Raw genomic sequence first — 25105 nt, 5'->3', positions numbered from 1 at the left:
CTCCTTGTGTTATTGTGTATTATGCACATAGTATACCACAACTATATAAAATAAAAAGCACTATCAGAGATTTGATAGTGCTTTGCTTTAAAAATTCAACTAAACCAAGGCTCCACAATTTTTAAAGTCCTGTTATCAAAATCAATTTGTGCTTGACAACCATAAGGTAAGGCTGTGCGGGGATAAGCATGACCAAAATTACAGTTATATAAAATAGGAGTCTGATAAGCCTCAGTTACTTGTAATAATACTTGTTGGTATTCTGAATAATATTTTTTGTTTTGCGGTTTACCAACTATTATTCCCTTAATCACTTCGAAAATACCGGTTTTCTCTAATTGAGACAATAGTGCTTGGTATTGAGTGGGAGTTGGTTGATCTTCACTAGTTTCAATAAATAAAATTTTCTGCGACCAGTTTTTGGTCTTTGGGAAGAGATGATACTGCTCGTTGATCGCTTTTTCTTCCGGAAAACTGGAATTTCCTAATAAATCCGTTAAACTTTCCAAGCAGCCTCCCAATAGTCTTCCAGTTATCTGGCCGCTGCCCCGCAACACTAAATAGCCATCTTGATCTTTATGTTCCTTGCGGGGGATTCCCACTTGCTGCGGAGAAAAATCAGTTCGTTCTTCATACCAGATTGGACTAGATTCAATTGTTGTTTCTGGCGGATTAGTAAAATAATGAGCCAAAGTTTTTTTGGTATAAGGCAGTAAGTCTGGTCCTAATTCCGCCAAATCATTTAAAAAACTGGGTCCATAAAAACTCTGCATGCCCAATCGATAAAACATTAAATGATCTACAGTGGTATCTGAAAAACCACTGAACAGTTTAGGATGCTGTTGCACATTTTGGACAAAATCGGCGTCATCCATTAAGTAAGGCATTAATCTGTAGGTATCAATACCACCAATGGCCGCAAAAATGCCCTTAATTTTGGGATTAGCAAAAGCCGCTTTAAGATCCTGAGCTCGGGCTTGCGGATGTTGTTTCAAATAATCAATTCCCTTCAGTGCATTAGGCATAAAAACCGGTTGCAAACCTAATTGTTGTAACCGGTGAACTCCTAATTTTCGCTGATGACTAGCAAAATCTTCTCCTAAAGTTCCAGCTGATAAACTCACAATGGCGACTGGATCACCTTTATGTAAATGCGGGGGTTTAATAAGCATAATTCAATCTCCTTAAAAAAAATTAATTTTTCTAATTATAATTAATTTTTATTGCTAAAACAACTATTGGTTGCAAGATTTGCGGTCATTACCAACATAATGCCATTTTTAGATAAAATAAAAAACTGCCCAGCTCAAGCTTTGACAGTTTATTAAGACTCCCATTATTAATTATTATTTGAATGGTTGAGATTGCTATGACGAATACTATAGGTCAAATAAATAACAATACCTATTAAAAACCAAATAGCTGAAGCAATCCAAGTGATTTGCTTTAATTGCGTCATTAAATATAAGCACAGTAATAACGATATTATCGGTAAGACCGGATATAACGGTACTTTAAAACCATCATTTTGAATATCATGGCGCTGGCGCAGAGGCAAAACTCCCAGTGAAACAAAGGCAAAGGCAATTAAAGTTCCAATATTAACTAATTCAGCCAACTGATTTAAATTAATAAATCCACCCATAATGGCAATAATGATCGTCACTACTATTAAACTATTATTGGGTAAATGCTTCTGATTGATATGACCTAAAAATTGAGGCAGCAGACCATCTCTGCCAATCGCATAAACCAAGCGGGAACTGCTGTAAATCATTGTCACCATCATGGTGAACATTCCGGCCATGGCTCCCAAAGAAATAATACCGGCTACCGTATTTAAATGAAAAAATTGCAGAGCAAAAGCGACCGGATCAGCAACATTCAATTTAGTATAAGGAATCATACCAGTCAAAACTGTTGCTACAGCCATATATAAAATGGTGGCAATAATCAAAGTTCCAATAATTCCAATCGGCAAATTCCGCTGGGGATTTTTCACCTCCGGTGCAGAGGAAGAAACAGCATCAAACCCCAGATAAGCAAAAAAGACAGTGGAAGCGCCGGTTAAAACTCCAGAGGTGCCAAAGGGCAGAAAAGGCGACCAATTTTTAGGCTTGACATAAAAAATACCAACGGCAATAAAAATGGCAATAATGGCAATTTTAATAATAACCATCCAATCATTAATTTTCATCGATGTCTGCATACCCCGAGATAACATTGCAGAAATTAAAAGTACTACTATCACTGCTACCAAGTTTATATAAGTATGCTGTTGTAAGTTCAGCGGCCCAGAGATAGCTTGCGGCAACTTAATCCCAAAGCCCTGCAAAAAAGCACTAAAATAAGCCGAAAAACCTACGGATACAGTAGCAACCGCCAGCATATACTCTAAAATTAAAGCCCAGCCGATGATCCAACCGATCAGTTGACCAAAAACAATATTCCCGTATGAATAAGCACTCCCCGCCACCGGCAAGGCTGAAGCAAATTCAGCATAACACATGGCCGCTGTCGCACAGACAATTGCCGCAATTAAAAAACTTAAAATTACTCCTGGTCCACTGACAGTAGCCGCTACCGTGCCCGGTAAAATGAAAATTCCGGTACCAATTACAGCCCCGATTCCCAGTGCCATTAAGTCCTTGGCCCGTAATGATTTTTGAAATTTAATATCCTCTTGCAAATATTGCTTGACATCAGCCTTTTGCATAATCTTTTGCCACAGAGACATCAGTATCATTCCTTTAAATATTATAGTTTGTAGAATAAGTGAAAATCCAGCTGCTGTCAAATAACTTTTCTCATCAAAAATTAAAGTTCTTCTGAATACTTCTATATAAGCCTTTCAGTACTCAAGCCCATGCCCTGGGGGTTAGCAATCAATTTTTAAAGAAAAATCGAAATTTGAGATCGACTATTAATGACTGAAAATTAAATTAAAATTAAAAAAGGCTTGACTTTTCCTAGCCAATTATATTACATTAGGATTAATTCAATGAGAACAGGAGAAAACAATATGTTAAATCTTCAAATTCGACAGTTGAATGCCTATTATTACTTTCGTTTCTTTAATTAGTGTTTGTGCTCTGCAAGACGGGTGCAAACACAGCAAGTGTTTGACACCTGTAGGAGCGAAAGCAGTTTGCGTGAGTAATTTCGACCTAACAGGTTCAAGAAAATCTGTTAGATCTTCCCAATGATTTTTAGTCGACCCAACAGATTTTCTTAAAAAATCTGTTGGGTCTTTTAGTTTAGAAAGGATGGAAATCAGATGCAAATGAACCAGTATTTTAATCGGCGGCTGCAGCAGGTAAAACCTTCAGCGATTTTGGCTTTTTCCGAATTTGCCAATCAAATTCCCAATGTCGTTAAGTTCACTTTAGGAGAACCTGATTTTAATACCCCGGAGCATGTTAAAGACGCTGCGATTGCCAGCATTCAGGCCAATCGTTCCCACTATACTCCTAGTAATGGAACTCCTGAACTCAAACAGGCGGCAGCTAATTTTTTAGCAAACAAATATGATCAGCATTATAATCCAGAAGAAATTATCGTCACTGCGGGTGCAACTGAAGGTATTTATACTGCAGTCATGTCAACTCTAAATCCAGGAGACAAGGTCATTATTCCTACGCCAACTTTTCCTTTATACATTGCTGACAGTATGCTTGCCGGCGGCGAACCAGTCTTAGTTAATACTTCTCAAAACAATTTCAAATTGTCACCCTCCATGCTCCAGGAAGCTTTAGATCAAGCAGGTGATAAAGTGCGGCTGGTTATTTTAAATTATCCTAGCAATCCTACTGGTGTTACTTACACACAAGCAGAATTAGACGCTTTAGCTGCAGTTTTACGTGACCGTCCGATCTTTGTATTGTGTGATGAAATTTATAGTGAATTAAATTATGACGGTCCCCATGCCAGTTTAGTCCATAGTCTGCGTGATCAGGTAATTCTTGTTACCGGAGTCTCGAAATCGCATGCGATGACCGGCTGGCGTATTGGCCTTCTCTGTGCTCCTCAACCAATAACCGATGAGCTGGGAAAAATCCATCAATTTACCATCACTTCAGCCGCCACTGTGACTCAAGATGCGGCCCAAGAAGCTTTAGAAAATGGCCCCGATGATGCTCTGCCCATGCGCCAACAATACCAAGAAAGACGAGATTTTATTATTGAACAAATGAAAAAAGTAGGCTTTAGCTGTGCCCGTCCGAGTGGAGCATTCTATATCTTTGCTAAGATTCCGCAAGATCTCAATCAAGACGATGATCAATTTGCCCATGATTTAGCTACAAATGGCCAAGTGGCTGCTGTTCCCGGATCCTACTTTGGACCTGGGGGTGCAGGTTATCTTAGATTAAGCTATGCCACCAGTATGTCGGAAATTAAGCGTGGAATGAAGTTATTGCAACAATATGTTCAAAAACAACGACAAAATTAAAAATGATAAGGAGAATGAAAAATGAAAATTATTTTACTTAGTGTACGTGATGATGAATTACCTGCAATTAAACAATGGCAAGAAAAACATCCCGATATTGAGCTTCAAACTGCTGATTGGGAGCTTCATCCTGATACTGTTGATCGTTTACAGGGCTTTGATGGAGTTATTATTCAACAGCGTAGCCAAATCGGCGATGAAGTTTACCCAGAATTAAAACGTTTAGGTTTTAAACAGTTAACTTCTCGAACTGCCGGCTTTGATGTTATCAATATGCCTTTAGCTACCGCTAATAATTTAAAGGTCAGCAACGTTCCTGCATATTCTCCCCATTCAGTTGCAGAATTAGCTTTAACTCATACCATGCGTTTGATTCGTCAATTACCTTTATTTGACGCGCGAATGCAAGAGCAGGATTTTCGCTGGCAAGGGCTGCAAGCTGCTGAAATTAGTTCTTTAACTATTGGAATTATCGGTGCTGGTCGTATTGGCAGCACCACGGCACGTATTTTCCACAGTTTAGGAGCCCAAGTCATCGCTAACGATACCAAACCTAATCATGAGTTAGATGATATTTTAACTTTCAAGACAAAAGAAGAAGTTTTACAAGAAGCCGATGTGGTTTGCCTGCATGTTGATCTAAATGAAACTTCCAAGAATTTGATCGATGCTCAAGCACTGAGTCTCATGAAACCTAGTGCATACATTGTTAATGAATGCCGCGGACCGGTCGTGGATACAGATGCTCTTATCCAAGCTTTAGAAAAGAAACAAATTGCCGGTGCTGCTTTAGATACATTAACCGGAGAAGAGAATTTCTTTAATGTTGATCTTCGGGGCAAAGAAATTCCTAGTGAACAATTGAAAAAATTACGTTCCATGGATAATGTCATTATTACACCTCATATTGGCTTTTACACTAATATTGCCGTTCAAAATATGGTCGATATTAGTCTGGATGATGCAGTTTCTTTAATTCAAGGTCAAAGTTGTGATCATGTGTTAAATTAATCGTTTGAACCTGCTAAATTATTTATAAAAATATTATTCCGTAACTATTAATTACTAATTTCTAATAGTTACGGAATTTTTTATAGCAAATATACAGATAACAAGAGGCTTACTATCTTCAAACCATGTTAGGTATTAACCGCTATGGTGCTAGTGGCCCAGGTGAACAATTAATAGATGCTTTCGGTTTTAACGTTGCTAATATTGTAGAAAAATATAATAGTCTCTGACAGCATGAACTTTGCAACTACGAAGTTAAAAGGCAATAAACATTTTGCAATCACTAATAAACCGGTAAAATCAACTTTTGCTCACAATAAAAGCCAAAAAAAGAAACCACTAATTTCAGTGGTTTCTTTTTTCTAAATTAATCGCCAAAGACCTTCTTCACTAAGTCAAAAGCCGACCACGCTTTCGGCCACCCCGCATAAAAAGCCAAATGGGTGACTAATTCGACTATCTCTTCTTTAGTAACCCCATTTTGCTGAGCCATTTTTAAATGAGCTTCTAATTGTGGAAAAGCTCCTTGAGTTAATAAAGAAGCACAAGTAATGAGGCTGCGATCTCGCGCTGATAATTTATCTTCACGTGACCAAACTTCTCCAAATAATACCTCATCATTTAATTGTGCAAATTTGGGAGCTAATTTGCCTAACTGTTTTTGACCGGCAGTTTGTTTTTTAACCATTTGTCATTCCTCCTCAAATCAAAAATTAGCTTTATCAACAGCCGCAGAATTCGCCAATATGTACTGGCAGCACCTTTACTTATCAGTTTAAAATGAAATGCCCTCAATGTACAATACCCATAATTAATCTTTTTCATAAGCAAAATGCATGATAACTGTACTTTGAATTTTAATTTTAAAAATCTTATTGAGCAGCTACGGTCAAATTTTGGGGATAATCCTATTCATCAATAATACCTATGTAAAATAAAGACCGGAAGGTCTTTACAATTTAATTTTGTTAAAATTCAAAACTATCCTTATTTAATTGCGAAATTTAATAATCATGCGCGAAATTAAATAAATTATGGTTTCAATAGTTGTAATAAAGAATGTCACTGGTAAATTAGTTAAATAGCCTAAAAACAAACCTATCCAAGTGCCCAAAAGAGCAAAAATAATACTTAAAATAATAAGTGCATGCACTGTTTTGCCCCAAAATTGCGCCGCAGCTGCAGGCAAAGTTAGCAAGGCAAAAACCAGTAACGCCCCGACAATCTGAGAAACAATGCTCACACTTAGAGACATCATAATTAAAAAGATTAAATTAATCAGACCGTTAAAACGAATACTTTCTTGAGCTCCGATAGGATCAAAAAATTCAAATTTTAACTGCCGATAAATAAATACAATCAGTATTAATTCAAATCCAGCAATCAAACTAATCTGTTGCACATCCGTTTGACTAATGCCCACTATACTACCAAACAAAATATTCGTAGCATAAGAAGAACTGGCTTGGGCTATTGACAAAAATAGCACCCCTAAACCCATGAAAAAAGCAGAAATTGTACTAATAACTGTGCCCTTTAAAGGACGGGTACGATTAGTCATACCGGCAACCAGAGCACTAAGTACTGTAAAAAACAACATCCCATTTAAAGGTGTCCAACCAACCCACAACCCAAAACTGGCACCGGAAAATCCAATTTCCGACATTGTGTGCGTTAAAAAAGACAGATGCCGGGCAGTAATGAAGACGCCCATGATCCCACATAAAATAGAAATAACTGTTGCAACTATAAGAGCATTGCGCATAAACTCATATTGCAGCATTATTATTCCCCCTTACCTAATTGTAAAGTTTTTGTGCCATACTTCTTTATTAACTGGGGATCATGAGAAATAAAAATAACTGTGGTCCCTTGTGTATTTAGCTCTTGAACAACATCCATTACCTCATATTTAGCTTGCACATCTAAACTTGCTGTGGGTTCATCCAAAATTAACAATTGCGGCTGGTTGACTATAGCTTGTGCTAAATAAACCCGCTGCTTTTCTCCCCCGGACATTTGACCTACGCGTGTAGTTCTTTTATTATCCAGATGAGTCGCTCTTAAAGCTGCTTGAACTTGATCATGCTCTTGGGCCGTTAACCATGGCCACCATTTTTGAGTCAATTTCAACTCTATAAAAGCCGCTGCGTCCAGAGGAAAATCTGTTTCCAAATTACGAAATTGCGGCACGTAACCAATTTGAGATTTGGCTAAAGCACACTGGATTGTTCCCAAAGTTGGTACTATTTCTTTTAAAATAACCCGTAACAGTGTGGTTTTGCCTGATCCATTGGGTCCCACAATACAAAAAAAATCACCTTTTTGTACTTGAAAATCCACATTTTGAAAGATAATTTGTGAATCAAATTTAACTTCTAAATCATGGGCGGTGATTAAATTTGACGTCTTCATTTTACAGCCTCGATTGCTATAATTTTCTGATATTCCTTGTGCAGCCATTGTGGATATGAGAGCTGTTTAGGTTGCGTTTCTGTTACTTTAATGACTGGAATTTGCTGCTGTTTTGCCAGCTTAGTCATATTAGTCACAACCGGATTAGTAGTTTGTTGATTATCTACCCAAAAAGCAATTTCATGATTTTTGATTAGTTGTTGTAATTGCTTAATATCTTGCGGGGAAGGATCCGAGCCTTCCTCAATTGCATGAGCAAAATTTTTATTAGCAATTTCAAAACCCATCTGCTGTAAAGAATAATCAAAGACCGGTTCACTGACCGCTACTAATTTATTGTGATGGTGCTGCTTAATTTGCGTGATTTGCTGCTCTAAAGGAGCTAAAGAACGGATATATTTTCGGGCTTGTTTTTGATAATAATGTTTATGCTGCGGATCTTTTTGACTTAATACCTGTGCTAATCGTTGAGCTGCAACCGGCAAGGCCTTAGGGTGATACCATAAATGGGGATTATCACCCATTTTTTTATGCATTAAATTTCCCAGATTGATTTTAGTTACTTGAGAATTATTAACTAATAATCCTTTCATCCAAGCGTCATAACCTAAACCATTATAAACTGCAATCTGAGCGTGACTCGCCTGCTGAGCATTTTTAATTGTCGGCTCAAAGTCATGCGGATCAGCATTAGAATTTGCCATAATCACTTTAACGCTCCCATATTTACCCGCAATTTGTTGGGCCATTTGACCATAAGTAGGCGTAGAAGCAATAATTTGCAGTGGCTTATTCTGGGCCGTGGAATGATTAGAAGCACTATGACAAGCTGTTAACAGCAAGCCCAAAAGTGCAAGACCACCCAATATTTTTAAGTGCTGCCACAATTTAGACAATTGATTCTTCTCCTTAAACAATATATAATCTAAATAGTAATGATTACTTTTTAAATCTTAGCATAGACAATCAGAAATGTCTATGAAATCATTAGGAGGTTTTTCATGGAGGCTCTAAAGACTGCCCTACAGCTTTTGCAGCAAAATAATTTTAAAATTACCAAGCAGCGGCAGTACCTCTTAAATTATTTATATCAACAGGCTGATTTTTACATTTCTTTAGCTCAATTAGATCAAAAAATGCGCCTCCTATTTCCTAACATGAGTCATGATACTATCTATCGGAATGTTAAAGAAATGCAGGAAATTGGCATCCTGGAAACCAAAATGTTTGCCAATGGTTTACGGGTTAAATTTCAATGTGATTTTCATAAGCAGGAACATAGCCATTTTATTTGCCAACAATGCGGTCGGGCTTTAGAAATTCCTTTGCCTGATTTTTCTGCTGTTAAAAAATCCTTAGAAAATTGTCAAATCAATCAATATCACGTTGAGGTATGGGGAGTATGTTCACATTGCCATAAAAAAACTACCTCCAAGGTTTAAATTGCAGCAGTTTCTTTAAAAGGTTAATAAAAATGCCCAGTGCAATGGGATAATTATTTGAACAATAATTATCACGATTTCATTGGGCATCTTCTATTTATGAATTAATAATTAACTGATTTTATAATTTGCGATATTGATAACTGCTTTTATAACTAATAGTTTTATGGGCCGGTAACACAATATCCCCAAATTCAGGATGATTAATAGCATCTGGTAAACTTTGCATTTCCATCGCTAGACCAGTGTAATCATGCCAATCATGTGCTTGCGGATTTTGCGGACTGCCTGTATAAATAACGAGCGCATCCCGATCAGAATACAAGTCAATGGCGCGCTGATTGGTTTGTAAAGTAGCCACTAAGTCGTTGGGTGTGTAATAAACATGATCAAACTCTGTTTTACCAGTCTGTTCATGCAGCGCATTTAACCCCTGCATGATAGTTTTCGGTTGCCGAAAATCTGTAGCAGCAGCCACTGGCAAAAATTTGCCGGTGGGTACTTTTTCTTCAGTTAACTCTAAATATTGATCAGCATTAATTGTTAAAATTTGTTCATTCACACTAGTGGTTGGATCCAAATTAAAATAGACATGACAGGTAGGGTTAAACAAGGTGGTTTGGTTACTGGTTCCTTGATATTCAATTTCCACCCGATCTTCATCAGTCAGATTATAATGTACCGTTAACTTTAGATCGCCTGGAAAAACATTTTCCGTCTGCGGCAAAGTGTACGTAAATTTAACGCTTTGCTCTGCTTCTTTTTCCCCTACAAAATTCTGCTGCTGAAAACCTGTGGGACCACTATGCAATAAATTTTCATTTTCATTAGGAGTTACTTGATAATCATGACCGGCTAACTGAAAATGAGCCTGAGTAATTCTACCGGCTACGGGCGCAACCGTTTTACCAGGATTAAAGGCTGTTTCATGATAATCTTGCCAATCAGTATAATGTGTTACTAAAGATAGCGTCTGTCCACTTTCTTGAATCTGCCAATCTTTCCATGTAGCCCCATAACTCAGCAATTGAATACTATTTTGTCGATGATTAGTGATTGTAAAAAGTTCAATGGGTCCCTGATCTGTTTGAGCAATTTTTTGAATTTTTACTGTCATAAGCTTTCCTCCCTTACCAAGTCTATTGTAGCAAAAGATCTAAAAAATAATTCATTGGTTCTTGCATTTTATCGCTACTTATTCTTTGTAATTAAAAATTAAAACAGCCATTTGTAATTCTTATAAAATAGATAATATTTCTCCGACTTCTTAGCTTTTGATTTACTTACATAATAAACTTACCTGTTGCTTGTCAAGGTACTTAGCGCGCAGCTAACTGTTGTAAAACCCGAATCAAGCGATTAACTCCGGTAGTTAAGACTGAACGGGCGGTGGCAAAATTTAAGCGGATAAATAATCCAGCCTTTTCATCCAAACCAAACTCACGATTAGTCTGCACCCCAACCCCGCCAGCATCTAACGCTTTTAAGAGCTCATCTTCACTACAAGACAAATAACTAACATCAATCCAAGCTAAATATGTAGCTTGGCTTCGCGTTACTTGAGCAGGTGTTTGACTTTCAATTTGCGTGGTCAGCCACTTGAGGTTCTGGGCTAGATATTCCAAAAGCTCTTCTAACCAGGATGCCGATTGCTGATAAGCTGCTATTAAAGCAGGCAGAGCAAAGGCAGTCGGTAAATCAGGATTAGAAGCATAAGCGGCTGCCGATTGCATTTGCTGTTGATAATCTGGATTCGTTGTATAATAATAGGCAAATTGCAAACCGGCTAAATTAAAGGTTTTAGAAGGGGACTTAAAAGTAATAATCTGATCTTGATATTCAGGATACACTTGAGCTAAGGGGTGATAAGTATTTCCAGGTAAGATCAAATCACTATGAATATCATCTGAGAGAATAATTACATGATGACGTTGGCAAATTTGCGCAAATTGCTTTAATTCGGAAGTATTCCAAACCCGGCCAGTAGGGTTATGCGGGTTACAAAGAATCGCCATTTTGACATGATTTGTGACAATTTGCTGTTCAAATTTTTCCCAATCAAAACTAGCTTTGCCCTTATGCCATTTAAGTGGATTAGAAATTAATTTGCGGCGACTGTTTTCGACTGCAATTTTAAAATGGCCATATAAGGGTGTTTGGGTGATAATCGCATCCCCTTCCTGAGTTAAAGCGCGAATGGCTAATCCTAAGCCATTAACTACTCCAGCGCTATAGCCTAGATAATCAGGATTAATCTGCCACTGATTTCTAGTTTCGAGCCATTGTGCGATCACTTGAGGTGCTTGAGTCATAGCTGGTTCAGTAGCATAACCATAAATTCCTTGAGCGGCCTGTTTTTTAATGGCCTCGATTACGGGTTTTGGTGATTGAAAATCCATATCAGCAATCCACATAGGAATTACCTCTGGATTATGATAGGTACTTTTAGCACCGTCCCATTTCATACTATAAGTATTAGAACGTTGATTTACTTGATCAAAGTTTGCCATTAATCTACCTCCCTAAATACCTTTATTTTAATCAAAATTAGAATAAGGAGCAATTTAAATCTTATCAAGGAAGTGTTTTATGTCTGAGCGTATTAAACAAAATAAAATTCTTATCGGCATCATTGCTCTTGCAATTATTGCCCGCCTAACAGTGTCTACCTCTCCGGCTATTGCTGTAATCGGCAAGGCTTTTCCGCAAGCCAGTGCTACCCAAGTAGAATCAGTGGCTACTATTGGCGATGTTGCTGCCGTTATTTCGGCTCTGATTTTTGGCAAACTTTTAGCACGTTGGACTTTTAAAAGACTGGCTATTATTAGTGTTAGTATTTTAGCGCTGGGCGGTTTAACGCCGCTTTTCTGGCATAATAATATTGAAAACCTATTATTAGCTGGTTTTATAGCTGGCTTAGGGGCAGGCGGTATTACTACTTTATTACCCAGTTTACAATCTTACGCCTATCAAGGTGAGCAACTGGCTAATATGCTGGGACGTGTAGTGGCCTTGGAAAACGGCTCCTCAATGATTTTACTTTTTTTGGGTGGTATTTTGGCCAGTCAATCTTGGCTGCATAATTATTATCTCTTTGCTTTAACTTTAATTAGTCTACCTATTGTTATTTTAACTTTGCCAGCGCAACATCCCGGACAAAGCGATGACTTCACAACCGTCACTGATAATAATTCTGGCAAACATACTTTTTTAATTATTATTTATTTATTAATTGCGAGTTCGATGGTCTTTTTAGAAGCAGTTTTATACAACAAAAATGCACTTTATATTCAGCATTTTAACTTAGGCAATCCTACCTTAGCGGGAAAAATTATGACCTTGGATAGTGGGGCTGCGATTATTGTTGGACTAACCATCAAATGGTTCCGTCAATTTTTTAAACAATATTTACTCGCTGTCTGTTTTGCTTTAACTTGTCTAGGAGGCACCTTAATGCTGGTTTGGCCAAGCATTATTAGCATTGCCGTTGCTACTTTTCTTATCGGTACGGCCAGTGCTACAATGTTATCTACTATTCCTTATATTCTGTCTTCTTTGACAACGCCGCAACGTTTTCCTTTAGTAATGGGTTGTTTTTCTGCCTTTACCAGCTTAGGCTTTTCCAGTTCAGCTTTCATCTTTAATCATTTAGTTCCTTTATTTAATCCGAATTTATTACAAGGTACCTATCAATTGCAGATTATCATCGCTGCTGTTTTAGCACTGATTTTGTTTTTGGGTTCACATTTTTTTAATTATAAAAAACTATAATTTTAAGAAAGTAATTTACAATCAGCTGAAATAATGTAATGATTAATTAAATGGTATAGATTGAAGAAAGAAGGAGTAACATGGCTACTATGGCTTATAGTGAAAAATCGGTAGCAGCTTTTTTGAATTTTTACGTCCATCATTTACGTGACAATGATTTAGAAATTTTATCTAAATATGATGTCGATCATCATGTGACCGAATTAAATGTTTTTATTTTGCATGACCGCAATTTTCGTATGAAAGATATTGTTCCTGTTTTAATGAACCAACACGGAGAAATCATAAATCTTTTATTAGAAGATCTTATCGCCAATGCGCATTTAGACATGGAGCAATTGGATACCCCCCAAGCTTGGGAAAATTGGTATCGCGGCCAAAAAGCCCAAATTCATGAACCGGAAAGATAAATTTAAATAGATCGACCTCAAGCATTTTGTTGAGGTCGGTTTTTATTTATTGCAGTTATTGCTGACATTTTTTCTTTATCTAATAAGAATCTTTTTGAGAATCATGCCATAAAAAAGGCGTTGCCAATACAATACTCAAAAATAATAACCATCCGCTTATAACAAAAATTAATGCCGGTCGACTGCTAATTTGAAACAGAAAAGTATAAGTTAAAGCTCCTAACGGCATCATCACTTGACAGGCTGTCGTCATCAAAGAAGTTATTCGCCCTAACAAGTTAGTGGGCAAAGTCGTTTGTAGCTTGACTTGTAAACTCACATTAATTAAAGCAGTTAGCATTCCTAAAATTAACAAGACTAACGCTCCTCTTATAAGCAAATTAGAATTAACAGTAAATACTATTCCTAAAACAATTAAAGCCAAACCACTGCCAGCTAAACCACCGATGAGCTTGCTTAAAAAATATTTAGTACTATCACACATACTCAACAACAAACTGGCCATTAAAGTTCCTCCGGCTAAACTAGTTTCTAAATACCCTAAAGCCGCATTACCAACATGCAGATGATCAATAAGAACAAAGGGCATCCCAATACTAATAGCCGTAAATACAAAATTAACCAGCATGGCAATAATAATTAAATCCCGCAATAAAGGGTGCTGAAGTAAATAAGCCAGACCCACGCGAAAACCTTGCCAAGCCGAAGGTGATTTTTTCTGAACGGGAGCATTCAGAGAGGGTTCATAATAAAAATGCAGGCTTAATAAAAGCAATAATACCAAGAATTGCGAGCTGATCTCTAAATAAATAAACCAGCTAAAACCCATGACAGAATATAAAGCTACTCCCAGCATTGGTGATAAAAGCGAGGCTAAAGCGGTTGCAGCCTGGGTTAAAGAACTTAAACGCGGCACAAACTTAGTGTTAACTAATTCATGTACCGCTGCTTGATAACTCGTATTAATAAAATAATTAGCAACCGCGGTAATAGCCACAAAAACAATTACCGGAATCCATTGATGCGAGACTGAAAAAATATTTATTGTCCCGCCGAAAATGATTAATGCTCCTAAACGCACTATTATCCAAGTAATTAACAGGGGCTTATGAGCCTTTTGATCAATAATGGTGCCTGCAGGTATTAGTAAGATTAAACTGACAGTGGGTGTAATAATAGTTCCCAAACTAAAACTGAATGGTGAATGAGTTTCATTTAATAACATTAATCCCATAGCAAAACTGAGCATTCCGCCACTCAAAGAACTAATCAGATTACTTAATACGCCTTTCAGAATTTGTTTTCGTGATTCTTGGTCACTAATAGCGGCACTGTGAACAGCCAAGGATTTTACAACCATTGATCTTTCCTCACAATATTTTTATTAATCATTTAAATAAATTTAAATGATTAATAAAAATATATTAGATTGCTTTACAGATGTCAAGCAGTTATGATGAAACTAATACAAAAATCTGATTGAGGTTTAAATAAGCAAGTATGAACAATATCAATGAATTAGCCAAATTAATGGCGGATAAAAAAGTAATCGCTATTATCCAGGCCGCTCAAGATCCCCAAGGCCTAACCCCTAAAGAAATTGCCCAGCAGACCGGCATTGCGACCAACAAAATTTACTATACTTTAAAAAAAATGGTTGACCATCATCTTTTAGAAATAGTCCATCAAAAAAGGATTAAAAATTTACAAGAATATTATTATTCCAGTGCCAGCTTAATTAAAAATCAAAATCAGTTCGGCCAGGCTTTAGGTTCCAATATTGTTAATATCTCGCCAGAATGGGTTGCCAACAATATGGAAGAAATAGTTCGAGCAATTATTTATACCCAGCAGCAGTTTATAAACGCTTTTCAAAAATTACAGCAGCAATATCAAGCACATCCTCAAACACAACAAGAAAGCCACCTTTCCTATTCCAGCGACCAGCTGCAATTATCCGCTGCCGCTGAAAAAAAGCTGACTGCCCAAATTTATCAATTACTGGCAAATGCTGAAAAACAAGATACCGGTACAGACAAACATTCAATTAATTTTTTATTTGAAAAATGGCCTCAGAACCAATAATTAAGGATGAAATAATAATCAGGGTACAGATAAATTATCTGTACCCTGATTTATTAAAAACTGCTGTTTAAAAAAATTGACGCATGATTTCTTTGAGAGGTGGCATTTGCGGAATTTGAAACTTATCTTTAAAGTATTCCCAGCCAAATTTTAGATAGCCCTGTGCTTCATCCATGACAATTTTTCCGGGTAAAGGTGCCTCATCAGCCACTGCAGCATTAATTAATACCGGCCGCTTAGGCGACTGAAATTGCTTCAAAGCTGTAGCAAATTCAGCATCAGTCTTAACATTGACTCCAATACCGCCGCAAGCCACGGCAAATTTGGCATAATCAATATCGGCTAAATCAATCGCGTAATTTTGTTGCCCAGCCGCTTGCTGCTCGTATTTGATAAATGATAGCATTTTATTATTTAAAACAATTACTACTATCGGCAATTTATATTTGACGGCCGTTACAAAATCCTGCATAACCATGGAGAAGGCTCCATCGCCGCACACTGCATATACCGGCCGCCGCGGCCAAATTTGCTTAGCCGCTAAAGCGCTGGGTAAAGCACAACCCATGGTGCCCAGCCAGGAAGAAATCACATATTTTTGTAAGGGCTGCACATCTAAAAACCGGGCACCAAAGGACGTAGCGGTTCCTACATCAATAGCCCAGACTACATTATCTGGAGCTTGCTGACTTAAAGTAGTAAATAATTTGGAAGGTAAAACACCTTCATGAGATTTATTTTGTACACTGTTCATCCACGAACGCCAAACACGCATATTTTGCTGACAAGCATCTAAAAAGGGCCGGTTGACGACTAGTTCACCACGCGCATTTAATAAGGTTAAGGCCGACTTCGCATCAGCAACGATGGCAGCTGCTACTTGATGGCGATGGCCAATAAAATTGGCATTACCATCAATTTGAATCGCGGGAATTTTTTGATTTAAATATGAGGTGTAAGGATAATCGGTGCCGATTAAAATAAGTAAGTCAGCATTGGCCATAGCTTCAAAAGCCGGCTTAGTTCCCAATTTGCCTAATTGCCCCAAAGAATTAGGATGATCATCAGCAATAATCCCTTTTGCCGGCATAGTTTGAATAAAAGGCAGCGCATAATGCTCAACAAACTCTTTAGCCTCAGCGCCCGCATTTTGAGCTCCTTTACCTAAAAGCACTACCGGCTTTTTGGAATGGCGTAATAATTCTAAGGCACGATCGACTTCGGCTAGAGAAGCACTCTTAGTCTCTAAATGAAAATTAGAAGCACTAGAAACAAAATCATCTGTAATCTTATGCTCGGGTATATCATCAGGAATAGTTAAAACCGCTACTCCTTTATAAGTATAAGCTTGACGCAGAGCTTCATCCATTAATCGTGGTAAACTTGCTGGACTGGTAACTAACTTATTGTACACCGCCACATCCTTAAATAATGCCGGTGTATTAATTTCTTGGAAAAAGCCGGTGTTCATTACATTAGTAGCCACTTGTCCCACAATTGCAACCACGGGTGCATGATCCATTTTGGCATCATATAAGCCGTTCAATAGATGGATAGCTCCCGGTCCTCCGATCGATAAGCATACACCCACTTGTCCGGTCAATTTACCATAAGCCGCCGCTGCTAAAGCCGCAACTTCTTCATGTCGAACCTGAGTAAAACTAATCTCAGAGCGCTTGCGATAGAGCGCTTCCACAGTCGTATCTACAGAATCACCCGGCAAACCGTAAACATTCTTAATACCCCAGTCTGCCATGACTTGAACCATTTTATCAGCTGCATTAATTTTAGTCATAAACTTTCATCCCACCCCATATTCTTAAAATACAATTTTACTTTACCACGAAGAAACTATAAACTAAAGGGTTACGCGCAATATTCGACTTTAGAAAAACAGCCATTATCTTCTCTTATTATAAATATCTTATTTATTTTTTGTGCTGTTTATCAAAGTAATGTTACTATAACTAGTAGGCAGGTTGGGCTGTTGCTGATAAGTAACTGCTTGCCAAAATTGTAAGCGGTGACCAATCTTTAAGGGCACTGCCTGTACCTGCAGGAGTCCGTTAGTTACAGAACGTAAATGTTGTGTATTAATTGCGGTCCCCAAGGCTATTTGGGAAGCACTGAGATGGAGATTGGCCCCAATGCTGGCTGCTGTTTCTGCTAACACGGTGTTGATGCCGCCATGTACATAACCACCAGGTTGTAAAATTTTAGGCGTAACCTCCAGTTGCAAAATAACCTTTTGCGGTGTTTGCAAAATTGTTTTTATTCCTAAATATTCTATTAAATCCATTTTTATACCTCAAAGGAGAAATTTATGACACAATGGCAAACAATTAAAACTTATAGTGAAATTTTATTTGAAAGGCAAGATCAAATTGCCAAAATTACGATTAATCGACCGCAAGTGCGTAATGCCTTTACCCCTGATACTATTCAGGAAATGATTGAGGCCTTTAATTACTGTCGCGATGACAGCAGCATCGGCATTATCATCTTAACTGGTCAAGGCGATCTGGCTTTTTGTTCAGGTGGAGATCAAAATGTTCGCGGTAATGGCGGCTATGTCGGCAAAGATCATATTGCCCGCTTAAATGTCTTGGATCTGCAACATCTGATTAGAATTATTCCTAAACCGGTTATTGCCATGGTTCGCGGCTGGTCAGTTGGTGGTGGTAATATTTTACAATTAGTTTGTGACTTAACTATTGCAGCTGACAATGCAAAATTCATGCAAACCGGCCCCAAGGTAGGCAGTTTTGACGCAGGTTACGGCTCTGCTTACTTAGCCAGAGTAATCGGTCATAAACGAGCTAAAGAAGTTTGGTTTCTGTGTCATCCTTACACAGCCCAAGAAGCCTACCAAATGGGCTGGGTTAATAAAGTGGTACCCTTAGCCGACGTCGAACAAGAAACACTAGCTTGGTGCCACGAAATTCTTCAAAAATCACCTACAGCTTTACGATTTATCAAGGCGGCTATGAATGCTGATACCGATGGGCTGGCCGGTTTACAACAAATCGCCGGTGATTCGACAATGTTATTTTATGAATCTCCCGAAGCTAAAGAAGGCCGCGATGCCTATCTTCAAAAACGGCAGCCGGATTTTAATAAATTCCCGAAGTTTCCTTAATAATTAAATATAAAAGAGTTAGAATTCATGGAAAATTGGTTAAATAAACGCGCTCAGTTATCACCCCAGAAAACCGCCATTGTCTATCAAGGTCAGAGATTTTCTTTTGCCCAAGTGGCCCAGAAAGTTCACCAGCAGGCCCAATTACTTCAAGGCCTAAATATTAAAAATCAAGATAGAGTCGCTATTTTTGGCACAAACAGCTTAGAAACTTATTATAACATTTTAGCCTTACAGCAATTAGGAGCAATAATTGTTTTTCTTAATATTCGCCTTGCTCCTAATGAGTTGGCATATCAAATTGAAAATGCGCAAGTAAAATTTTGCCTGGTTGATTCGACTTTAACAGACAGTGCCATTAGTCAAGTGCCCCAGGTGCATTTAATTTCCCGACAGCAGCTAAAAGAGGTTGCTCCCAAGTCCTATACACCAGCGGCCGTGGACCTGGCACAAGTTGCTAGTATTATGTATACTTCCGGTACCACCGGCCAACCCAAGGGAGTTTTACAGACTTGGGGCAATCATTGGTCTTCCGCCATTAATACGCTGCTCAACTTTGAAGTTACTTCCCAAGATGCGTGGCTTTGTACGGTACCCTTATTTCATATTTCTGGATTTTCTATTTTGTTACGCTCCTTAATTTATGGAATTACGCTTTACTTAGAGCCTCATTTTGATGCTCAAAAATGCCAACAGTTATTAGTTAAAGAACCAATCACTATCTTTTCTGTTGTTCCCACTATGCTAAAGCAACTGCTTGAAAAACACACGCAACCTTACAATTCTCATTTTCGGATTATGTTTTTAGGTGGCGGTCCGATTGATCTTCCTACGCTTAAAAGTTGTCAAAAATATCAGATTCCCACAATTCAGTCTTACGGTATGACTGAAACTTGTTCTAATGTTGCCGCTCTTAAACCAGAAGATGCACTACGGAAACTGGGCTCGTCCGGACAAGCTTTGTTTTCTAATCAATTGCGGATTGATCCGCCTAACTCAGTGGGGGAAATTCAACTGCAATCACCTGCTTTAGCCGTCGGCTATTGGCATAATCAAGAACTTTATCAAAGTAAATTTACTGCAGACGGCTGGTATAAAACCGGCGATGTCGGCTATTTAGATGCGGAAAATTTTCTTTTTGTCAAAGGTAGAATCGATCAAATGTTTATTTCCGGTGGTGAAAATATTTTCCCACTAGAAATTGAAAATGTTTATTCCCAATTGCCTAGTATTCAAGATTTTGTAGTCACTCATAAAAAAGATGCCCTTTATGGTGCCGTGCCGATTGCCTATTTTACCAGTAGTGATCGTAATTTGCAGCGGCAAGTTTTACAAAACTTTGGTCGCCAGCATCTGGCTCATTATAAAGTCCCAGTGGAATTTCGCCAAATTCAACAATTTCCGCGTACTGCCAGTGGAAAAATCCAGCGCACAGCTTTGCCAACATTGAAATTTAAATTGCTTTAGAAAAAGTTTCCGTTTATGATAAGTAGTTGTTGAAATTTTTTAAATGGTGGATAATTATGAAACAATACACACGCCAATTTCATTGGTATCGCTGGTTGCGCATTCTTTTTTTAGGTTTAGCCGGCTTAATTATGTTAATTAAACCAGAAAAAAGTCTGGATGCTATTTTATATTTGATCGCTGCTTATTTGGTCGGTCTGGCTCTTATTGCTTTACACGATGGTTGGTTATTAAGTAAGACTCATAGCGACAATACAGGGCCTTACGCAACTGCTGTTATCTCAATTATTATGGCAGTGCTTATTTTTCCGATTGCGCATCTTTTATTACCATTACTTTCAGTTCTTTTAGGCATTATTTTATTAATTAACGGTGTGAATCAGTTTTTTAATGCGCGTGTTAATCGCAAATATATTAATGTTATTCCTTGGTTAGATTATCTCTATTCACTTTTACTAATTTTATTAGGAATAATTTTAGTCTTTAACCCCTTTGATATGCTAAGTCTATTTTTCCGCTTATTAGGCGTTGGCTTAATTGCTTTAGCTATTATGGAGTTTATTAATACCCGCCTATATAAATAAAAAAGAGAAGTCCAGTGGATGAAAACCGCACCTTGTTTCACTTTTAGAGGTTTTAATCAAAAAGACTGCTCTTTTTATTGAAAAATAGTTAGTTTGGTAGCCCGTTATTCATTATTTTTCATGCTGTGCATGGGTTTGTGATTGCGCATTGTTTTGCCCATAATAAGCATCTTGTCCATGCTTGCGATAATAATGTTTATCCAATAAGTATTGCGGTAATTCAATATTAGCCCGCGTTAACTGTAATGAATGATAATCCTCTTCTGCTACTACTTCTAAAACCTTCGCATTATACACTGCTTGGCCCGCATCTTTGCCCCAACTGAAAGGTCCGTGTTGACTGACTAAGGCTGCCGGCGTCGCTTCATAATCTAAATGCCGCTGCTCAAAAGCCTCCACAATCGCTTTACCGGTATTGCCTTCATAATCAGCTTCAATTTCGGCTTGAGTTAACGCCCGCGCTGCCGGTACCGCCGTATAAAAGGTATCCGCATGGGTCGTATTCAAAGCCGGAATATCCAAACCTGCTGCCGCAAAGGAAACCGCCCACGGAGAATGGGTATGCACAATCCCGCCAATATTAGGAAAGGCATTATATAAAACCGTATGCGTAGGCGTATCACTGGAAGGATTCAAATCACCTTCCACGACCTCACCTTTTAAATTCACAACTACTAAGTCGCTAGGTTTTAAGTCCGCATAAGCCACTCCTGAAGGTTTAATGACAAACAAGCCTTGTTGGCGGTCAATTCCGGAAACATTGCCCCACGTAAAAGTAACCAAATCTAATTGCGGCAACTGCATATTAGCTTCATAAACTTCTTGTTTTAATTCTTCTAACATTTTTATCCTCACTCATTAATTTTTTCTTGTTGAATACCAGCTTGATTAAAAAGTTCAGTAAAAAAGGCTTTAGCTTTTTTTACTTCGGCAATTGGATCAGCGGCACTTTCGGTCCACATTTCAACTGTATAACTGCCGTTATAACCTAACCGTTTTAATGCCTTTAAACATCCCAAGAAGTCAACATCACCTTTACCAAAAGGTACTTCTTTGAACTGTCCCTTAAAAGTTGGGGTTACCTTTTTTGTATCCTTGAGATGAACAGCGACGATCTGGGCAAAATTATTTTCTAAGTCATTAATCACGTCATTTTCTGGCCAAGCGGAGATATTTCCTAAATCAGGATAGGCCTGTAACCACGGACTGGCAATTTGTTTTTTTACCTGCGCAATTTTAGTTAAAGAATTGAGAAACGGATCATCCATAGTTTCGATAGATAGCATTACTAATTTTTTAGCGGCCATCTCCACACACTTTTGTAAATTCTCTAAGAACAATTCGTGGCTCTGAACTGTTTTGGGTTCATAATATACATCATAACCAGCTAATTGAATATTTCTAATTCCCAAATCGACAGCCAAATCAATTGCCTCTTGCATCATAACTAATGCTTGTTCTCGTACCTGAGGATCAGCCGATCCTAAAGGAAAACGGCGATGCCCTGATAACATCAGGGTATTAATCCGACTATGGGTTTTCCACATTGCAGCACGAAATTCAGACCGTTCTTTTCTGGACCAATTTAACCGTTGCAGGCGTTCATCACTTTCATCAATGGAAAATTCCAAAAAATTAAATCCTAATTCATGGACTAATTCAAATTTTTGTTCCCAGTTCAAAGTCGGCGGCAGGGCCTTTTCATAAATTCCTAAAGCATTAACTGTCATCTTCGTTATTCAGCTCCTCTTGTAAATTGTGTAATGGACTCCATTTACCATCTAAAGCCTGTAATAAAGAATAGTAAACTTGATATTTTTGCTTGTAGATCGACACTTGCGCCGGATCAGGTTGATAGGTCTTGACAACGTGCGACATTTTTTGTACTGCAGTGTCAAAATCAGGATAAACTCCACTGCCTACAGCACAAGCAATCGCTCCTCCTAAACCACCTAATTCCTGGACTGCTGTTAATTCTATGGGTGCATTAAGTATATCGGCAAACATCTGCACCCAATGAGAAGAATTGCAGGCACCGCCGGACATACGAATACTAACCGGTTTTTGCCCTAGCACCTGGAGTAATTGTTCAATATGATAGCGATGGGCAAAACCAATCCCCTCATAAACTGCCCGCATTAATTCGCTTTTAGTAGTGGAACTACGAATACCTAAAAAGCCTCCCTCAGCTTGAGGATCAACATTACTGCCATACAAAAAAGGAAAAAAGAACACTTTAGCAGAGGTAGCATCAGTTTGGGCCAGCAATTCTTCCAAATCATCATAGATCGATTTTTTCTGGGCCTGTGCCTGCTGCACTTCTTGTTTTAGCAACATCTTAATCATTAAAGATAAATTTCCCGCCGAAGTCGGACTGGAAGCTTCAATCAAATTGCAGCCGGTTGGAAAAATGGAATTCATCAAACCTGCCTCTTGGGGCGCTAGATTATTACTAGGAAAAATATTCATATTCCAAGTACCAGCAATCATACTTAAGTGTTGTTCATCTAAAACCCCGGTTGCAATTGCACAGGCATCAATGTCAAACATTCCTCCATATACAGGAGTACCGGCTTGTAAGCCCGTTGCTGCCGCAGCCTGAGCAGTGATTTGACCCGCTAAATCAGTAGCTTGAATTAAAGGTGGTAATTTGTGATAAATTTCAGGAATACCAAAAAAGTTACATAAGGCTGCATCATAAGCGTGTGTTTGTAAATTAATCAAATTATTTCCCGAAGCATCCCCTAATTCCTGCTTAATCTCACCGGTTAATAAATAACGAATAAAATCTTTATTGGATAAAACGACCCCAATTTGGTCATACAAGGGACGCCGATGCTCTTTCAACCACCGCAAAAGTACCGGTGCTTGACTGGCCATAATTTGTTGATGACTTAAAGGATAGATTTGCTCAACTTGCTGTTGAAATTGAGTAGCCAAGGTTTGGGCTCGTTCATCAGTTGATAAAATCCCATTCATTAGAATTTGCCCCTGCTGATCCAAAGTGTACAAACCTTTGCCATGACCAACGACACTAATTGCAGAAATTTGGGCAGCAGCTAACTGGGCCTTCTTTAAAGCAGCCTGAATTACAGTTCCAATATCTGCTAAAAGGGTCGTTAAACGGATTTCTTGAAAACCGGGTTGTGGTTCGATTCTTTTCGTCGAAAAAGATGTTACTGCTATTTGCTTTCCTTGTGCATCACAAATAACGGCTTTAGTATTAGTTCCCCCATTATCAATGGTTAAAAAATATTGCATTATTTCACCTGCTTTCAAGTAAAAACTTTTGACTTACATAATAATTTGATAAATCGCTACAATATTAGCTTCCCGATTAGCAGATAAGACATACTGCTGTTGATTTTTAGAAAAAACAGTTACATTACTTGGACCCACATGAACATCAATAAGCTGGCTGGTTAATTGAGTATCACTAATTAATTCTAGACCTTGTTGTCCTGCACGCCAGCCAAATAAAAAGTAGTCGCGATCAGCAATTCTTCCGCCCCAAATAGCATGACCAAACGGGGTTTTCTCCGTACTCTGAGTCAAGGTTTGAAAGCTGCTGTCGTATATACGCAAGCCAGCACCATGAAAACCTTCAATAGCTAAATACTCAAGCTGGCCATCTTGATTGATATCAGCCGCAGCGATATCAGAAGTAGCAAATGCAGAAAGTTGCTCTAGTTGCCAATCATGATTTTCATCCGGCGGAGTCAGTTTAAAAATTCCTTGAGAACCAGTAATCAATGAATAACCGGAAAAACGATGGTAACCATGATTTTTGGTGATCCTCGTATCTAAGGCGTGCAGATTGATGATTTGTTCACGGTCATCAATATATTCTCCCACCCAAATTTTGCCTGGATCAGACCAATCGTCAGTATCTTTTTTTGAATTAGCAATTGAACAGCCAATATACCAAAATTTTCCCTTTTCTTTTTGGGGAATAAGATCAAATCGGTGGATATAAGGATATTCACCAATAATAGTTTGGTCCCAGCCTTGGCCATTAAAGGTTTCTTTAACAATTCGACAATGGGCAGAATTAAACCCCGGATAAAAACGCTGTGTAGCTAAAAAATTTAACGTATCCGGAATAGCTACCATCGTCATAGTACCACCAACATCAGGCCACACCGTAGTCCTTTGATAATCATTATTTAAATCATAAGCGTAACAAGGCTGATTTTCTTCTGAAGCTACAATAATAAAATCCTGTTTTTGGGCTTGCAGCCGCATAATTGCATAACAATGATCTAAGTGATCACTAAAAATCTTTTTAAACTCCATATTGAACTCCTCAGTTGCTAATTTAGATAAAGAAA

The 25105-nt window shown here is 38.1% G+C and carries 24 protein-coding genes; 9 read left to right on the top strand and 15 right to left on the bottom strand.

Annotated features, from left to right (window positions below):
- Positions 1 to 95 precede the first annotated feature (95 nt).
- Together JG29_RS01020 and JG29_RS01015 are read right to left on the bottom strand one after the other, a co-directional pair.
- Positions 96 to 1172: a S66 family peptidase gene (locus tag JG29_RS01020; RefSeq protein ID WP_045922113.1), complete on the bottom strand. Its 1077-nt coding sequence runs from the start codon at positions 1170 to 1172 to the stop codon at positions 96 to 98.
- Between the two features lie 167 nt (positions 1173 to 1339).
- Positions 1340 to 2737, bottom strand: coding sequence for an APC family permease (locus tag JG29_RS01015; protein WP_045922112.1), 1398 nt, complete (start codon positions 2735 to 2737; stop codon positions 1340 to 1342).
- Positions 2738 to 3277: 540 nt separating this feature from the next.
- On the opposite strand from JG29_RS01015, the gene JG29_RS01010 reads away from it, so the two are divergent.
- Together JG29_RS01010 and JG29_RS01005 are read left to right on the top strand one after the other, a co-directional pair.
- The gene (locus JG29_RS01010; RefSeq protein WP_045922111.1) at positions 3278 to 4450 is read left to right on the top strand and encodes an aminotransferase class I/II-fold pyridoxal phosphate-dependent enzyme; all 1173 of its coding nucleotides are present in this window, start codon (positions 3278 to 3280) and stop codon (positions 4448 to 4450) included.
- Between the two features lie 21 nt (positions 4451 to 4471).
- Positions 4472 to 5461, top strand: a complete 990-nt coding sequence (locus tag JG29_RS01005; protein WP_045922110.1) for a D-2-hydroxyacid dehydrogenase — start codon at positions 4472 to 4474, stop codon at positions 5459 to 5461.
- 367 nt (positions 5462 to 5828) lie between these two features.
- On the opposite strand, the gene JG29_RS01000 is transcribed toward JG29_RS01005, so the two are convergent.
- The 4 genes from JG29_RS01000 to JG29_RS00985 form a co-directional block, all read right to left on the bottom strand.
- The gene (locus JG29_RS01000; RefSeq protein ID WP_045922109.1) at positions 5829 to 6149 is read right to left on the bottom strand and encodes a carboxymuconolactone decarboxylase family protein; all 321 of its coding nucleotides are present in this window, start codon (positions 6147 to 6149) and stop codon (positions 5829 to 5831) included.
- Between the two features lie 303 nt (positions 6150 to 6452).
- The gene (locus tag JG29_RS00995) at positions 6453 to 7244 is read right to left on the bottom strand and encodes a metal ABC transporter permease (protein ID WP_045922108.1); all 792 of its coding nucleotides are present in this window, start codon (positions 7242 to 7244) and stop codon (positions 6453 to 6455) included.
- A gap of 2 nt (positions 7245 to 7246) precedes the next feature.
- Entirely contained in the window at positions 7247 to 7876 is a 630-nt protein-coding gene (locus tag JG29_RS00990; RefSeq protein WP_045922107.1) for a metal ABC transporter ATP-binding protein, read from the bottom strand.
- A complete protein-coding gene (locus JG29_RS00985; protein ID WP_045922106.1) occupies positions 7873 to 8772 on the bottom strand; it encodes a metal ABC transporter solute-binding protein, Zn/Mn family in 900 nt (299 codons plus the stop codon). The genes JG29_RS00990 and JG29_RS00985 overlap by 4 nt, the downstream gene beginning before the upstream one ends.
- A 105-nt stretch (positions 8773 to 8877) precedes the next feature.
- On the opposite strand from JG29_RS00985, the gene JG29_RS00980 reads away from it, so the two are divergent.
- Positions 8878 to 9318, top strand: a complete 441-nt coding sequence (locus JG29_RS00980) for a Fur family transcriptional regulator (RefSeq protein ID WP_045922105.1) — start codon at positions 8878 to 8880, stop codon at positions 9316 to 9318.
- A 121-nt stretch (positions 9319 to 9439) separates the two neighbouring features.
- On the opposite strand, the gene JG29_RS00975 is transcribed toward JG29_RS00980, so the two are convergent.
- Together JG29_RS00975 and JG29_RS00970 are read right to left on the bottom strand one after the other, a co-directional pair.
- Positions 9440 to 10435, bottom strand: a complete 996-nt coding sequence (locus tag JG29_RS00975) for an aldose epimerase family protein (RefSeq protein ID WP_045922104.1) — start codon at positions 10433 to 10435, stop codon at positions 9440 to 9442.
- 202 nt (positions 10436 to 10637) lie between these two features.
- Positions 10638 to 11828: a MalY/PatB family protein gene (locus tag JG29_RS00970; protein WP_045922103.1), complete on the bottom strand. Its 1191-nt coding sequence runs from the start codon at positions 11826 to 11828 to the stop codon at positions 10638 to 10640.
- A 79-nt stretch (positions 11829 to 11907) separates the two neighbouring features.
- Here JG29_RS00970 and JG29_RS00965 point away from each other — a divergent pair, with 79 nt between their 5' ends.
- Positions 11908 to 13089: an MFS transporter gene (locus JG29_RS00965; RefSeq protein ID WP_045922102.1), complete on the top strand. Its 1182-nt coding sequence runs from the start codon at positions 11908 to 11910 to the stop codon at positions 13087 to 13089.
- Between the two features lie 80 nt (positions 13090 to 13169).
- Positions 13170 to 13499: a hypothetical protein gene (locus JG29_RS00960; RefSeq protein ID WP_045922101.1), complete on the top strand. Its 330-nt coding sequence runs from the start codon at positions 13170 to 13172 to the stop codon at positions 13497 to 13499.
- 79 nt (positions 13500 to 13578) lie between these two features.
- Here JG29_RS00960 and JG29_RS00955 read toward each other — a convergent pair whose 3' ends face one another.
- Positions 13579 to 14859 carry an MFS transporter gene (locus JG29_RS00955; protein WP_045922100.1) on the bottom strand — a complete coding sequence of 427 codons (1281 nt, stop codon included), beginning with the start codon at positions 14857 to 14859 and terminating at the stop codon, positions 13579 to 13581.
- 140 nt (positions 14860 to 14999) lie between these two features.
- Here JG29_RS00955 and JG29_RS00950 point away from each other — a divergent pair, with 140 nt between their 5' ends.
- Positions 15000 to 15584 carry a winged helix-turn-helix domain-containing protein gene (locus JG29_RS00950; protein ID WP_045922099.1) on the top strand — a complete coding sequence of 195 codons (585 nt, stop codon included), beginning with the start codon at positions 15000 to 15002 and terminating at the stop codon, positions 15582 to 15584.
- Between the two features lie 67 nt (positions 15585 to 15651).
- On the opposite strand, the gene JG29_RS00945 is transcribed toward JG29_RS00950, so the two are convergent.
- Positions 15652 to 17379, bottom strand: a complete 1728-nt coding sequence (locus tag JG29_RS00945) for a pyruvate oxidase (RefSeq protein ID WP_045922098.1) — start codon at positions 17377 to 17379, stop codon at positions 15652 to 15654.
- Between the two features lie 129 nt (positions 17380 to 17508).
- Positions 17509 to 17883: a PaaI family thioesterase gene (locus tag JG29_RS00940; protein WP_045922097.1), complete on the bottom strand. Its 375-nt coding sequence runs from the start codon at positions 17881 to 17883 to the stop codon at positions 17509 to 17511.
- A 24-nt stretch (positions 17884 to 17907) separates the two neighbouring features.
- On the opposite strand from JG29_RS00940, the gene menB reads away from it, so the two are divergent.
- The 3 genes from menB to JG29_RS00925 are packed head-to-tail and all read left to right on the top strand — an operon-like array spanning position 17908 to position 20774.
- Positions 17908 to 18723, top strand: coding sequence for a 1,4-dihydroxy-2-naphthoyl-CoA synthase (menB, locus tag JG29_RS00935; protein WP_045922096.1), 816 nt, complete (start codon positions 17908 to 17910; stop codon positions 18721 to 18723).
- Positions 18724 to 18750: 27 nt separating this feature from the next.
- Positions 18751 to 20190, top strand: a complete 1440-nt coding sequence (locus JG29_RS00930) for an o-succinylbenzoate--CoA ligase (RefSeq protein WP_045922095.1) — start codon at positions 18751 to 18753, stop codon at positions 20188 to 20190.
- 56 nt (positions 20191 to 20246) lie between these two features.
- Positions 20247 to 20774, top strand: a complete 528-nt coding sequence (locus JG29_RS00925) for a DUF308 domain-containing protein (protein WP_045922094.1) — start codon at positions 20247 to 20249, stop codon at positions 20772 to 20774.
- Positions 20775 to 20885: 111 nt separating this feature from the next.
- On the opposite strand, the gene JG29_RS00920 is transcribed toward JG29_RS00925, so the two are convergent.
- The 4 genes from JG29_RS00920 to JG29_RS00905 are packed head-to-tail and all read right to left on the bottom strand — an operon-like array spanning position 20886 to position 25070.
- Positions 20886 to 21617, bottom strand: coding sequence for an L-ribulose-5-phosphate 4-epimerase (locus JG29_RS00920; protein ID WP_045922093.1), 732 nt, complete (start codon positions 21615 to 21617; stop codon positions 20886 to 20888).
- A gap of 8 nt (positions 21618 to 21625) precedes the next feature.
- A complete protein-coding gene (locus tag JG29_RS00915) occupies positions 21626 to 22504 on the bottom strand; it encodes an L-ribulose-5-phosphate 3-epimerase (protein ID WP_045922092.1) in 879 nt (292 codons plus the stop codon).
- A complete protein-coding gene (locus JG29_RS00910; protein WP_045922091.1) occupies positions 22494 to 24035 on the bottom strand; it encodes an FGGY-family carbohydrate kinase in 1542 nt (513 codons plus the stop codon). Before JG29_RS00910 ends, JG29_RS00915 begins: the two co-directional genes overlap by 11 nt.
- A 33-nt stretch (positions 24036 to 24068) precedes the next feature.
- On the bottom strand, positions 24069 to 25070 hold the full coding sequence (locus tag JG29_RS00905; RefSeq protein ID WP_045922090.1) for a hypothetical protein: 1002 nt from the start codon (positions 25068 to 25070) through the stop codon (positions 24069 to 24071).
- Between the last annotated feature and the right edge of the window lie 35 nt (positions 25071 to 25105).

The sequence above is a fragment of the Bombilactobacillus mellis genome (genome assembly GCF_000967245.1).
Taxonomy (GTDB): Bacteria; Bacillota; Bacilli; order Lactobacillales; family Lactobacillaceae; genus Bombilactobacillus; species Bombilactobacillus mellis.
The sequence above is the reverse complement of the archived record's forward strand: the minus strand, read 5'-3'. Positions and strand labels throughout refer to the sequence as shown.